We start from the raw sequence: 13,158 nt of genomic DNA, 5'->3' as shown, positions 1-13,158 counted from the left end.
TGTGAATGACATTTCCATGCCCGAGCTTCCCGAAGTCGAGACCGTCCGCCGCGGCCTGCAGCCGTCCATGGAGGGTGCGAAAATCCTGAAAGCGGAAGCCCGCCGCAAGGACCTGCGGTTTCCCTTTCAAAAAGACTTTGTCGCGCGGCTGGAAGGGCAAACTGTCGCGGGTCTCGGCCGTCGCGCGAAATATCTGATGGCGGACCTGACCTCGGGCGACGTGCTCTTGATGCATCTGGGCATGTCCGGCTCGTTCCGCGTGCTCAAGGACGATGACAAGGCGGCACCGGGACATTTCCATTACGAGCGCAATCAGGACCGCGCGCACGATCATGTGATCTTCCACATGTCGTCGGGGGCTGCGATCATCTTCAACGACCCGCGCCGCTTCGGCTACATGAAAGTGATCGCGCGCAACGCGATCGAGGACGAGCCGCTGTTGAAGGGCCTCGGCCCCGAACCGCTCGGCAATGAATTCGATGCCGAGATGCTGGCGCACTCCTGCGCCAACAAGAAAACCAGCCTGAAGGCGGCGCTGCTCGACCAGCGCGTGGTCGCAGGGCTTGGCAATATCTACGTCTGCGAAGCGCTGTTTCGCGCACGCCTGTCGCCGCGCCGGCTGGCGGCAACGCTTGCCAGGAAGAAGACGGAGGAGCCGACGGAGCACGCAGAACGACTGGTCACTGCGATCCACGATGTGTTGAACCAGGCGATCAAGGCCGGCGGCTCATCGTTGCGCGACCATCGCCAGACCAATGGCGAACTCGGTTATTTCCAGCATTCGTTCCAGGTCTACGACCGCGAGGGCGAGAAGTGCCCGACTCCGGGCTGCGACGGCACCGTGAAACGCTTCACCCAGAATGGTCGTTCGACCTTCTGGTGCCCGAAATGCCAAAAATAACCGACAATAATGGGAGCGACGTCATGAGCGAGAATTGGCGAGATCGCGCGGCGACACATTTCGAGTGCGAGAAGCAACCAGCCATCTCCAGCCGCGGTATGGTCGTCAGCAATCATCCGTTGGCCTCAAGCGCGGGCGCCGAGATGCTGGCCGCCGGCGGCAACGCGATCGATGCGGCGATCGCGACATTGTTCACGCTGACCGTCGTCGAGCCGATGATGGTCGGCATCATCGGCGGCGGCATGGCGCATATCCGTCTCGCTGACGGCACGCATCGCTTCATCGACGGCCAGAGCACCGTGCCGCTCGCGGTCCGTCCCGACACCTACAGTTCGAAGCCGGGTTCGGCGCATGACGTGTTCGACACAGTCGGCGACGAGAATTGCGTCGGCCCGAAGGCGGTTGCAGTGCCCGGTTCGCTGATGGCCTGGTGCGAGACGCTGCGGCGATTCGGCACCATGAGCCTTGCCGACGTCATGCAGCCCGCGATCAAGCATGCCGCCCGCGGCTATGCGGTGACGCCTTACTTGCACGAATGCATCCGCGAGAGCGCGGCCGACATGTTGAAGGACAAGCCGATTTCGGCGATCTATCTTCCGAACGGCGAACCGCTGAAGATCGGCGAACGCGTGGTGCAGGCCGAATATGCCGAGACGTTGCGGTATATCGCCGAGCATGGCGAGGCCGCGCTGTATCAGGGATCGCTCGGCGATATCCTCGTCCACTACATGGAGCAGAACGGCGGATATATTCGCCGCGCCGATCTCGCAGCCTACAAGACCGTCGAGCGCCAGCCGATCCGCGCCGATTATCGCGGCTGGGTTATCCTGGGACCACCGCCGCCGGCGGCATCCGGCGTGCATATCGCGGAGATGTTGAACATCCTCGAAGGCTACGACATCGCGAGCCTCGGTTTCGGCAGCGCCGAGACGATTCATTATCTCGCCGAAGTGCTGAAGATCGCCTTTGCCGACCGTGCAGCGGCGAGTGGCGATCCCGCCTATGTCAACGTACCCGTCGAGCGGCTGACGTCGAAAGCCTATGCCGAAGAGCGCCGCCGTGCGATCGATCCTGATCGGGCGCAGGCCTGGGGCGCGGGCGTTGCGCAGCTCGAAGGCGCGCATACCACGCATCTGACGGCGGCGGATGCGTTCGGCAATGTGGTTGCGACCACGCAAACCATCAACAATCTGTTCGGCGCCAAGATCCTGATCCCCGGCCTTGGTGCCATCGCGAACAATTACATGCATCTGTTCGATCCGCGTCCCGGCCACGCGCTGTCGCTGGCGGCCGGCAAGCGCGTCACCACCTCGATGTCGCCGATGATGGCGCTGCGCGATGGCAAACTGAAATATGCGCTCGGCCTGCCCGGAGGAAAACGCATCTTCCCCAGCGCAATGCAGGCGCTGATCAACCTGATCGATCACGGCATGAGCCTGCAGGAAGCGGTCGAGGCGCCGCGGGTATGGACCGAGGGCAATGCGCTCGAAGTCGAACTCGCCGTTCCCGAGAGGGTGCGCGAGAAACTTGCCGTGATGGGTCATACCGTCGCGCCGGTATCCTCCGTCGCCGGCGGCATGAACGCGATCGAGTTTGATGAGGATGGCCGCATGCTGGGCGCCGCCTGCTGGCGCGCCGACGGCACGCCGATCGGGATCGCCGGTGGGCTGGCGCGTGCGGGGGTAAGGTTCAGATTGGCGTGACGTCGGCTCCCTCTCCCCGCTCTTGCGGAGGCGGGACGAGCAGAACTCGCCCTGAGAGGGTTGGGGTGAGGGGCTGTCTCCGCAAATTCAGTAGGAGATGAGTTCGCGGAGGCAGCCCCTTACCCGGATTGCATCTGCCGATGCATCCGGCCTCTTCCCGCAAGCGGGGCGAGGCGAGGAGCGAGCGCTATTTCCGCACGCAGATCACGCGCACCACGGCGGCCTTTGCGTCGGTCGATGTGCCATTCGCGGTCACACCATGGGCTTTCAGGAAGCCGCGCACCGTCTCGGCCGGCGCCAGCATCGCCTGCGACGCGGATGCCGCATTCGCCGGACCGGCGACGACCACCGGCTTCAGCAAAGCGAGACCGGCGAACTTGCCGTCGGTATCGAGCGTCGCCGCGCCGGAGAAGCCGATCGCAGGTGCCGGCGTCAGCGTGACATCGTTGCCGACAGCCATCGCTGTCGCCTTGGCACTGCTCACGGCGTTGCCGCCGCCCTGATTCTGCGGATCGGCGATTCCGGTAAGGTCGAGCGCCGGCTTTGCGCCAGTGGCGCCGATATTCAGCGGCTTCAATCCGCGCGCGCCATAGATGTGCAGCAGCGCGAGATCGTGTTCCTTGTCTTCGGCGATCCGGTCGGCATTGCCGTGACCGGCAATCGTGATCGCGATGCATTCGTCGGTGGCCAAGCGGTCGGTCACGATCGCGCCGTCGTCGCTGACGACAACGCCAGTGCCATATTCCACCGTCTTGCGCGGCGGGGGGCCTGCAACCTGGGGACCTGATGGGAACGGGTTGAACGCGCTCGACATCGCGATCACCACCGGCTCGACGGTATTTTCAGTCGCCTGGTCGTAGAGGATGGTGAGGATACGAACTTCGTCGCCCTTGAACGTGCCGCGGATGTAGAATTTCTTCAGCCCCTGCAGGCCCGACAGCACGAAGAAATCCGGCTTGACGACGGTATAGTCGACAGTCCGCCCCGGCTCCTTCTTCTCGCGCTCGGCAAGTTTTGCGGTGGTCGGGCTCGCCTCCTTGCGGCGCGCCAGCACGACCTGGATCGTCCCCGTCGGTGACGTCCATTTGGCGCCGTCGACACCGCTTGCGAGTTGCGGAACCAGTTTTGAGGGAATGCCGAGCCGCGCTCCGGTGCCGGGCTCGGTGACAATCCGCCAGCCGACGCTCTCCTGTTTGCGCCGCGCGGTCTCGGCCAGCACGCCACGCTCCTGCGGGTTGAGCACGCCGGTCGGCTTGCCGCCGCGCGATTTCTGGAATTCCTTGATCGCGTTGACCATGCGCTCGCTGACATCGCCCGTGATCGCGCCATTATACTGGCCGACCCAGGCGAGATCGGATTGCAGCGCGAGCCGCTCGGCCTGCGCCATCCCGTTGGCCGTCTCCTCGGGCTTCTGCAGCGCGGGGCGGACCGGCACGGTCGCGACTGTCTTTGGTTTGGCGCCGGCGGTGGACGGCGGGGTCATCTGCGCCTGTGCGCTCCCCATTGTCACGACCATCAATGTTGCCGAAAGCACCGATCTCATGACAAATCCGGGAGGTTATTGCGCGGTGGGTCGATTATGCACATCTGCTTGGTCGGCAACAACCACACCTGGGTTCACGACTCCGACCTCATCCTGAGGAGGACGCGAAGCGGCCGTCTCGAAGGATGGGCCACGGGCGAGGTCCGGGCCTCATGGTTCGCCCGGCGATGCGATAGCATCGTCAGGAGACGCCGCTTCGCGGCTCCTCACCATGAGGGTTTGGCGGTGGCGATAAGGATGTAAGCGACAATGCTGACTGCTGACGAACTCGAACGCTACGCCCGCCACATCGTGTTGCGCGAAGTCGGTGGCCCCGGGCAGGCGGCGCTGAAGGAGGCTTCGGTGCTGGTGATCGGCGCCGGCGGCCTTGGCGCGCCGGCGCTGATGTATCTGGCGGCGGCCGGCGTCGGCACGCTCGGGGTCGTCGATGACGATATCGTGTCACTCTCCAATCTGCAGCGCCAGATCATCCATGCGACGCCGGACATCGGCAAGCGCAAGGTCGACAGCGCCGCCGAGCAGATCCATGCGCTCAACCCGCACGTCAATTTCGAGGCGCATGCGGTGCGGCTCGGTGCTGATAACGTGATGTCGCTGATCGGCGGCTATGACCTCGTGCTCGACGGCTCCGACAATTTCGAGACGCGGTATCTCGTCTCCGATGCCTGCTTCCTCGCCGGCAAGCCGCTGATCACGGCCGCGCTCGGCGTGTTCGACGGCTCGCTGACCACGATCCGCGCGCATGAGAAGAATGCCGCCGGCGAGTTCAATCCGACCTATCGCTGCCTGTTTCCCGAACCTCCGCCGCCCGGCACGGTGCCGGCCTGCGCCGAGGCCGGCGTGATGGGCGCGCTCGCCGGCATGCTGGGCTCTATGATGGCGCTGGAGGCGATCCGCGAGATCGTCGGCTTCGGCGAAGGCCTGGTCGGGCGCCTCTTGATGGTGGATGCGCGCGCGATGCGCTTCGAGACCCTGCGTTACGCGCGCGATCCGGCGAATCCGCTCAACGGTGACAACCCTGTCATCACCGATCTGAGCGGGCATCTTTGAGTGTCACGAAGCACGCTTCTCGCTGTCCATGTGCCTGAGGTGCTCCTCCGGATAGCGGCCGCCGGCGGCGATGCCGGGCGGGAAGGCTTTTGCCAGCGCGGCAAGATGGGCATCCGTCAGTTTCACCTCGAGCGCGCCGAGCGCCTCGGTGAGACGGTCGCGGCGGCGCGCGCCGACCAGCGGCACGATATCCTTGCCCTGCGCGGCGACCCAGGCGATCGCGACCTGCGCCGGAGATGCGCCGACGTCCTTGGCGATGGCGCGAAGTGAACCCACCAACGCCAGGTTGGTGTCGATATTGCCGGCCTGGAAACGCGGGCTCAGCAGGCGGAAATCCTGCGGGCCGGAATGCGCTTTCGACCAGTGGCCGCTGATCAAGCCGCGCGCCAGGACGCCGTAAGCCGTAACGCTGATGCCAAGCTCGCGGCAGGTCTTCAGGATGTCGTCCTCGATGCCGCGCGCTACAAGCGAATATTCGATCTGCAGATCGGCGATCGGATGCACGGCGTGCGCGCGGCGGATGGTCTCCGAGCCGACTTCCGAAAGGCCGATATGCCTGACGTGCCCGGCCTTGATCAGGTCAGCGATCGCGCCGACGGTCTCTTCGATCGGCACGCTGGGATCGAGCCGCGCCGGCCGATAGATGTCGATATGGTCGGTGCGGAGCCGCTGCAGCGAATAGGCGGCAAAGTTCTTCACCGCGACTGGCCGGCTATCGTAGCCGAGAAAACCTCTGTTGGGATCGCGCAGCGCGCCGAACTTGACCGAGATCTGCAGATTGTCGCGGCTGCGGCCGGCAAGCGCTTCGGCGATCAGCATCTCATTGTGGCCTATGCCATAGAAGTCGCCGGTGTCGAGCAGCGTGATTCCGGCATCGAGCGCCGCATGGATCGTGGCGATGCTCTCGTTGCGGTCGGCGGGGCCGTAGAAATCCGACATGCCCATGCAGCCGAGGCCGATGGCCGAGACCTCCGGGCCAGTTGAGCCGAGTTTGCGTTTTTCCATGGCAGCTTCTCCTCGAAATGGGCGGCGGATGGATGCCGCGCGTGACGAGGCGGATATGCGCCGCGTTGATTATTTCGATAAGCTGGACAATTGAGAATAGCTTGTTCACTATAACGAACAATGCAGGATTTCGACCTTCGCGACCTCAAAGCCTTCCTCGCTGTGGCCCGCACGCAGAATTTTCGGCGCGCGGCGCTGGAGCAGCGCGTCTCGGTCTCCAGTCTCAGCCAGCGGCTGCGCGACATGGAGGAGCGGCTCGGCGTGCGCCTGATGAACCGCACCACGCGCAGCGTGGCGCTGACCGAGGCCGGCGAATTGTTGCTTGCGCGCGTGGGCCCTGCGATGCGCGACGTCGGCGCGGCGCTCGATCAGGTGCGCGGCTTACGCGGTGTGCCGTCAGGTCGCCTGCGCATCAATGCGCCGCCGCCGGCCATCGACCTGGTGCTGGCGCCGATGGTGGCGCCGTTCCTGGCAAAACATCCGCAAGTCGATCTGGAGATCATCGCCGAGAGCGCGTTCGTCGACATCGTCGCGGAAGGGTTCGATGCCGGCGTGCGCTATGGCGAGCATCTCGCGCAGGACATGATCGCGGTATCGCTTGGGCCGCCGCAACGCTACGCAGTCGTGGCCTCGCGCGACTATGTCGCGCAGCATGGCCGGCCGACGCAGCCAAAGGATCTGCTCGACCATCCCTGTATCCGCACCCGCTTCGGCAGCGGCGCGATGTACGATTGGGAGTTCGAAAAAGCAGGACGCGTCGTCAAGGTGTCGCCGCCGGCCAAGCTGATCGCAACCTATCTCGGGCTTGCGCTGCGCGCCGTCCATGACGGCGTCGGATATTGGGCCACGTTCGAGGGATATGTGCGCTACGGCGTCAAATCCGGCGCGCTGGTCAGCGTGCTCGACGATTGGTGCGCGCCGTTCCCGGGCCCGTTTCTCTATTATCCGAGCCGCCGCCAAACGCCGCCCGCGCTCGCCGCCTTCGTGGCGTTCGTTGCGGAGTGGCGCAAGCGGGAACGGCGGAGGAAGGTCCCGTAGCCCGGATGGAGCCAGCGGGTCGCGCGAAGGCGCGCCCGATGGCTCCATCCGGGCTACAGGTCCGCTTCGCGGGTACGACACCGAGGTGGTGGCTACAACATGCTCGGCAGCACGCGATCCGGCGGCTTGTGGTTGTCGAGGAAGGTGCGGATGTTGATGATCACCTTCTCGCCCATCTCGACGCGGCCCTCGATGGTGGCCGAGCCCATATGCGGCAGCAGCGTCACCTTGCCCGCCTTGGCGAGCCGCACCAGCTTCGGATTGACCGCAGGCTCGTGCTCATAGACGTCGAGGCCGGCGCCGCCGATCTCTCCGGCTTCGATCAGCTTGACCAGCGTGTCCTCGTCGATCACCTCGCCGCGCGCGGTGTTGACGATATAGGCCTCCTTGCGGATCAGCTTCAGCCGCCGCGCGGAAAGCAGGTGGAAGGTCGCAGGCGTATGCGGACAGTTCACCGAGAGGATGTCCATCCGCGCCAGCATCTGGTCGAGGCTTTCCCAATAGGTGGCGCCAAGCTCGTCGGCGATGCGCGGCGCCACCGGACGACGGTTGTGATAATGGATCTGCAGGCCAAAGGCGCGGGCGCGGCGCGCGACCGCCTGGCCGATGCGGCCCATGCCGATGATGCCGAGCCGTTTTCCGCCGATGCGATGGCCGAGCATCCAGGTCGGCGACCAGCCCGGCCAGTGCTTGCCTTCGGTCAGGATCGAGGCGCCTTCGATCATCCGTCGCGGCACCGCGAGGATCAGCGCCATGGTCATGTCGGCGGTATCTTCGGTCAGCACCTTCGGCGTGTTGGTCACGGTGATGCCGCGCGCGTGCGCCGCCGTGACGTCGATATTGTCGACGCCATTGCCGAAATTGGCGATCAGCCGCAGCTTGGTTTCGTTCTGGTTGAGAACGTCCTCGCGGATCAGGTCGGTGACGGTCGGTACCAGCACGTCAGCGGTGCGCACGGCCTCCGCGAGCTGCTCCGACGTCATCGGCGTGTCGTCGAGATTGAGCCTGGCGTCGAACAATTCGCGCATCCGGGTCTCGATCGAATCCGGCAGCTTGCGGGTGACGACGACGAGAGGCTTCTTCTTAACCGACATGTCCTGCTCTCATGAGGCTTCAGCCCGTCAAAGGCTTCGCCGTTCAGGCCTCATTAACCCGGTTGTTCGAAACTGCGGTTGCTGCGCGGTCCCGGCGTTTCCTTCACGTTTCCCTGGGTTCCCCGATGATTGCCTCGGGTTTCCAAGGAAAAGTCGGGCGTTCTGGTTCTCAACGTTCCGTCCTCTCTAGCAGAAGACCGGGCCAACACAAGAACCCCTCGGCAAGACGGGCTGGGGCATCGACGCGCGGCGCAAGGGTCTGGGGTTCTGGGCGTTCACCGGTTCAACTCGCAGAACTTGAGTTGGCGTTCTCAGTAGGAGACGAGTTGATGGCGTTGGGGCGGTTGAGTTGGTTGGCGATGCTGGTGGGGTGCATGCTCGGCACCTCGGTATCTCCAGGACATTCGGCCAAGGATGCAAGTCCGACCACCAGCGGCCTGCCGATACCCCGTTACGTCAGCCTCAAGTCCGATCATGTGAACGTCCGCGCCGGCCCGACCAAGGACAATGACGTCGCCTGGGTCTATACCCGCTCCGGCCTGCCGGTCGAAATCACCGCCGAGTTCGAGAACTGGCGCCGGGTACGCGATTCCGAAGGCGCCGAAGGCTGGGTCTATCATTCGCTGCTGTCGGGCCGCCGCACTGCGGTCGTCACGATGAAGCACAAGGACGACCTGGCGTCGCTCTACGATCGTCCGGATGCGACGAGCGCGGTCGCTGCGCGGCTGCAGGCCGGCGTCATCGCGCAGGTGAGGAAATGCGCCAATAGCTGGTGCCGCGTCACCGGCAACGGCTTCGACGGCTGGATCGAGCAGCAGCGCCTGTGGGGCGTCTACGCCGACGAGAAGGTGGATTAGCCGAGACAGGTTAGCGGTGTCGTCCCGGCCTTGAGCCGGGACCCGTATCGCGTGATCTCGCGATAGGGCGCTGCGGGAAACAACGAAGATTTGTGGTTATGGGCCCCTGCTTTCGCAGGGGCGACAAGGATCAGCGCCTCTTGCGCAGCCGCACGACCATGTCGATGCGCGCGATCTCGTAGCCTTCAGGGATATCCGGCATCTTGGAGAGCACCAGATGCGGGTCGGGAATGTCGACCAGCTCGTGGTTGTTCTCGAGGTAGAAATGGTGATGCGCGGTGACGTTGGTGTCGAAATAGGTCTTGGTGCCGTCGACGCTGACCTGGCGCAGCAGGCCCGCATCGGTGAGCTGGTTCAGCGTGTTGTAGACGGTGGCCAGCGACACCGGAACCTTCGCGAGCGTCGCCTCCTCGTAAAGCATTTCTGCGGTCAGATGGCGGGCGCCCTTGCCGAACAGGAGCCAGCCCAGCGCCATGCGCTGACGGGTCGGCCGAAGGCCTGCCGCCTGCAGCATTTCATTGACGTCATGCCATGGGCAACCGGTCAGCGCCGGCTGATGACCGGGGCCGCGGGCGATCTGACTAGCGTCATCGCTCACATGCGGAACTTCGTCGCTCATATGCACTCTAGACACCTAACTCGGGCAATATTTCAAAGACTATAAGAAGGAAATCCTTCAGATGCAAGTTTCTCGCAACTGGGGCCGGCCAAGTCGGTCCGATCGGAACCCTCTGGGGATGCAGCAATTTAACCCATTCCGACACTTTGCCGCGCCTTCATGCCTATGTTACAGAGCGCGCGGACCACATATGCGAATTCGGTAGAGACGCCGTTCGCACCCAAGGTAGCGCCGCGTTGCGGGGAATCTTGTCCCGCCGGGGAAACGGTCCGGTTCGTTCGAGAGCGCTTCACCGGGACATTGAGGAGAGTGGAAAGAGGATGCTGGAACGGCGCAGCGGTTATGAGTACGAGGATTTGCTGGCGTGCGGCAGGGGCGAGATGTTCGGTCCCGGTAATGCCCAGTTGCCGTTGCCGCCGATGCTGATGTTCGACCGCATCAGCGAGATCTCCGAGACCGGTGGCGAGTTCGGCAAGGGACTGGTGCGCGCCGAGCTCGATGTGAAACCGGATCTCTGGTTCTTCGGCTGCCACTTCAAGAACGATCCCGTCATGCCCGGCTGTCTCGGCCTGGATGCGATGTGGCAGATGGTCGGCTTTTACCTCGGCTGGATCGGCGGCGAAGGACGCGGGCGGGCGCTCGGTCTTGGCGAGCTGAAGTTCGGCGGCCAAGTTCTGCCGAATGTGCGCAAGGTTGTGTACAACGTAGATATTAAGCGCGTGATGCGCTCGAGGCTGGTGCTCGGCATTGCCGATGGCTGGCTTTCCATGGATGGCGAGATTATTTATCGCGCGAAGGATTTGAAGGTTGGGCTGTTCAAGCAGGGCACGGCCCCGGCGTGACCGAAACCATCGCACAGAAAACTAACGGCAGGGCGAGGCGATCATGAGGCGGGTTGTCATCACCGGGATGGGCATTGTCTCGTCCATCGGAAACAACACCCAGGAAGTGCTTGCGAGCCTTCACGAGGCGAAGTCCGGGATTTCCCGAGCGGAGAAATACGCCGACCTCGGCTTCCGTTCGCAGGTGCAAGGCGCGCCGACGCTCAAGCCGGCTGAGGTGATCGATCGCCGCGCGATGCGGTTTCTGGCCGACGGTGCGGCATGGAATCACGTGGCGATGGAGCAGGCGATCCGCGATGCCGGGCTCGAGGCGGACGAAGTCTCCAACGAGCGCACCGGAATCATCATGGGTTCGGGCGGGCCGTCGACGCGGACCCTCGTCGAGGCCGCCGACATCGCGCGCACCAAGGGCCCGAAGCGGGTCGGTCCGTTCGCGGTTCCCAAGGGCATGTCGTCGACCGCTTCCGCAACGCTTGCGACCTGGTTCAAGATCAAGGGCGTGAACTATTCGATCTCCTCGGCCTGCGCGACGTCTAACCACTGCATCGGCAATGCCTCCGAGATCATCCAGATGGGCAAGCAGGACGTGATCTTCGCCGGCGGCTGCGAGGAACTCGACTGGACGCTGTCGGTGCTGTTTGACGCCATGGGCGCCATGTCGTCGAAATATAACGATACGCCGGCCACCGCCTCTCGCCCCTACGACATCAACCGCGACGGTTTCGTCATCGCCGGCGGCGCCGGCGTCGTGGTGCTGGAAGAGCTGGAGCACGCCAAGGCGCGCGGTGCACGCATCTATGCCGAGATCGTCGGCTATGGCGCGACCTCCGATGGCTACGACATGGTGGCGCCCTCGGGCGAAGGCGCCGAGCGCTGCATGCGCATGGCGCTGTCGACGGTGAATACTCCGATCGATTACATCAATCCGCACGCGACCTCGACGCCTGCCGGCGATCCGCCGGAAATCGAGGCGATCCGCAAGGTGTTCGGCACCGGCGAGAAATGCCCGCCAATCTCGGCGACCAAGGCGCTGACCGGCCACTCACTGGGCGCCACCGGCGTGCAGGAGGCGATCTATTCGCTTCTGATGATGAACAACGGCTTCATCTGCGAGAGCGCGCATATCACCGAGCTCGACCCTGTGTTCGCCGACATGCCGATCGTGCGCAAGCGCATCGACAATGCGAAGCTCGGCACCGTGTTGTCGAATTCGTTCGGCTTCGGCGGCACCAACGCGACGCTGGTGTTCAAGCGGCTGGATGCGTGAGATTGTTAGCCAGTTGACTGGCTGATTCACCGTCATGGCCGGGCTTCGTCCCGGCCATCCACGTCTTTGCCATAGGCGCCGAAAGCGCGTGGACGCCCGGGACAGGCCCGGGCATGACGAAGAAAGAGAGTGGTGAGCACGATGCAGGACCTGATGAAAGGCAAGCGCGGACTGATCATGGGCGTCGCCAATGATCATTCGATCGCCTGGGGCATTGCCAGGACGCTCCATGCGCAGGGCGCCGAGCTCGCCTTCACCTATCAGGGCGAGGCGCTCGGCAAGCGCGTCAAGCCGCTGGCGCAGTCGCTCGGCGTCGACACGGTGCTGCCCTGCGATGTCGAGGATCTCGCCAGCGTCGATGCGGTGTTCGCAGCCTTGCGCGAGCAATGGGGTCAGCTCGATTTCCTCGTCCATGCCGTCGCCTTCTCCGACAAGAACGAGCTGAAGGGCCGCTATGCGGACACTACGCGCGAGAACTTCTCGCGCACCATGCTGATCTCCTGCTTCTCCTTCACCGAACTGGCCAAGCGCGCAGCCGAGCTGATGCCGGAAACCGGCGGCGCCATGATTACGCTGACCTTCGGCGGCTCGATGCGCGTGATGCCCAATTACAACGTGATGGGGGTCGCGAAGGCGGCGCTGGAAGCCTCGGTGCGCTATCTCGCCGCCGATTTCGGCTCCCGCGCCATCCGCATCAACGCGATTTCAGCGGGTCCGGTGCGCACGCTCGCCGGCTCGGGCATCGGCGATGCGCGTGCGATGTTCGCGTTCCAGCAGAAGCATTCGCCGCTCGGCCGCGGCGTCACGCTTGATGAGCTCGGCGGTTCCGCGCTCTATCTGCTGTCCGATCTCTCCGGCGGCGTCACCGGCGAAATCCATTACGTCGATTCCGGCTACAACGTGATCTCGATGCCGCGGCCGGAAGACCTGAAGGCGGAGTAGCTCGAAATCGTAGAGCCTGAGAACCAATTCGGTTTTCGGGTAGACGGCATCCGAAGTAGCGGATGTTGAAGACCTCGACGGTGGAGCGGGGCGGGATTTGCGCGCCGCTATGGTTTGGCGCAGCTATGGGTTGGCGAGGCGATGTCCCTGCAGGATGTTGTTGGTGAGGGCGTACCAGAGCACGACGGCTCGGACCTTTTCGATGCCGCGCACCGTCAATTGCCTGAGGTCCCAGTTGCGCCAGCGGGCATGGATGCATTCGCAGATCGAGCGGGCCTGGTACTGTGCCTTGCCGGC

12 protein-coding genes and 1 pseudogene are annotated in these 13,158 nt (G+C 64.1%); 8 read left to right on the top strand and 5 right to left on the bottom strand.

Features of this window, described 5'->3' with window-relative positions:
- The first annotated feature begins 16 nt into the window (after nt 1-16).
- The gene (mutM, locus tag YY7_RS0135160; protein WP_028167287.1) at nt 17-901 is read left to right on the top strand and encodes a bifunctional DNA-formamidopyrimidine glycosylase/DNA-(apurinic or apyrimidinic site) lyase; all 885 of its coding nucleotides are present in this window, start codon (nt 17-19) and stop codon (nt 899-901) included.
- A gap of 23 nt (nt 902-924) precedes the next feature.
- Entirely contained in the window at nt 925-2,604 is a 1,680-nt protein-coding gene (ggt, locus tag YY7_RS0135155) for a gamma-glutamyltransferase (RefSeq protein ID WP_028167286.1), read from the top strand.
- Nucleotides 2,605-2,791: 187 nt separating this feature from the next.
- On the opposite strand, the gene YY7_RS0135150 is transcribed toward ggt, so the two are convergent.
- Nucleotides 2,792-4,147, bottom strand: a complete 1,356-nt coding sequence (locus YY7_RS0135150) for a serine protease (RefSeq protein WP_028167285.1) — start codon at nt 4,145-4,147, stop codon at nt 2,792-2,794.
- Nucleotides 4,148-4,396: 249 nt separating this feature from the next.
- On the opposite strand from YY7_RS0135150, the gene YY7_RS0135140 reads away from it, so the two are divergent.
- A complete protein-coding gene (locus YY7_RS0135140) occupies nt 4,397-5,197 on the top strand; it encodes a HesA/MoeB/ThiF family protein (protein WP_028167283.1) in 801 nt (266 codons plus the stop codon).
- Nucleotides 5,198-5,200: 3 nt separating this feature from the next.
- Here the strand turns inward: YY7_RS0135140 and YY7_RS0135135 are convergent, their stop codons facing one another.
- Nucleotides 5,201-6,202 (bottom strand): aldo/keto reductase, encoded by a 1,002-nt coding sequence (locus YY7_RS0135135; protein WP_028167282.1) that lies wholly within the window; start codon nt 6,200-6,202, stop codon nt 5,201-5,203.
- A gap of 120 nt (nt 6,203-6,322) precedes the next feature.
- Between YY7_RS0135135 and YY7_RS0135130 the strand changes: the two genes are divergently transcribed.
- A complete protein-coding gene (locus YY7_RS0135130) occupies nt 6,323-7,240 on the top strand; it encodes a LysR family transcriptional regulator (protein ID WP_028167281.1) in 918 nt (305 codons plus the stop codon).
- Nucleotides 7,241-7,332: 92 nt separating this feature from the next.
- Here the strand turns inward: YY7_RS0135130 and YY7_RS0135125 are convergent, their stop codons facing one another.
- The gene (locus YY7_RS0135125; RefSeq protein WP_028167280.1) at nt 7,333-8,334 is read right to left on the bottom strand and encodes a 2-hydroxyacid dehydrogenase; all 1,002 of its coding nucleotides are present in this window, start codon (nt 8,332-8,334) and stop codon (nt 7,333-7,335) included.
- A 329-nt stretch (nt 8,335-8,663) separates the two neighbouring features.
- On the opposite strand from YY7_RS0135125, the gene YY7_RS0135120 reads away from it, so the two are divergent.
- Entirely contained in the window at nt 8,664-9,191 is a 528-nt protein-coding gene (locus YY7_RS0135120) for an SH3 domain-containing protein (protein ID WP_028167279.1), read from the top strand.
- Nucleotides 9,192-9,321: 130 nt separating this feature from the next.
- Here the strand turns inward: YY7_RS0135120 and irrA are convergent, their stop codons facing one another.
- On the bottom strand, nt 9,322-9,810 hold the full coding sequence (gene irrA / locus YY7_RS0135115) for an iron response transcriptional regulator IrrA (protein WP_028167278.1): 489 nt from the start codon (nt 9,808-9,810) through the stop codon (nt 9,322-9,324).
- A gap of 320 nt (nt 9,811-10,130) precedes the next feature.
- Here irrA and fabA point away from each other — a divergent pair, with 320 nt between their 5' ends.
- The 3 genes from fabA to fabI all read left to right on the top strand — a co-directional run bounded on the left by fabA (nt 10,131) and on the right by fabI (nt 12,861).
- Complete coding sequence (gene fabA, locus YY7_RS0135110) at nt 10,131-10,652, top strand: 3-hydroxyacyl-[acyl-carrier-protein] dehydratase FabA (protein WP_027580962.1); 522 nt, start codon at nt 10,131-10,133, stop codon at nt 10,650-10,652.
- Between the two features lie 43 nt (nt 10,653-10,695).
- The gene (fabB, locus tag YY7_RS0135105; RefSeq protein ID WP_028167277.1) at nt 10,696-11,919 is read left to right on the top strand and encodes a beta-ketoacyl-ACP synthase I; all 1,224 of its coding nucleotides are present in this window, start codon (nt 10,696-10,698) and stop codon (nt 11,917-11,919) included.
- Between the two features lie 141 nt (nt 11,920-12,060).
- A complete protein-coding gene (fabI, locus tag YY7_RS0135100) occupies nt 12,061-12,861 on the top strand; it encodes an enoyl-ACP reductase FabI (RefSeq protein WP_028167276.1) in 801 nt (266 codons plus the stop codon).
- Between the two features lie 123 nt (nt 12,862-12,984).
- On the opposite strand, the pseudogene YY7_RS60925 reads toward fabI, so the two are convergent.
- Nucleotides 12,985-13,158, bottom strand: a pseudogene (locus tag YY7_RS60925) (IS5/IS1182 family transposase); the annotation flags it as partial.

The sequence above is a fragment of the Bradyrhizobium elkanii WSM2783 genome, from assembly GCF_000472865.1.
GTDB lineage: Bacteria > Pseudomonadota > Alphaproteobacteria > Rhizobiales > Xanthobacteraceae > Bradyrhizobium > Bradyrhizobium elkanii_A.
Note: the sequence above shows the minus strand (reverse complement) of the source record. Positions and strands in the feature narration are given on the sequence as shown.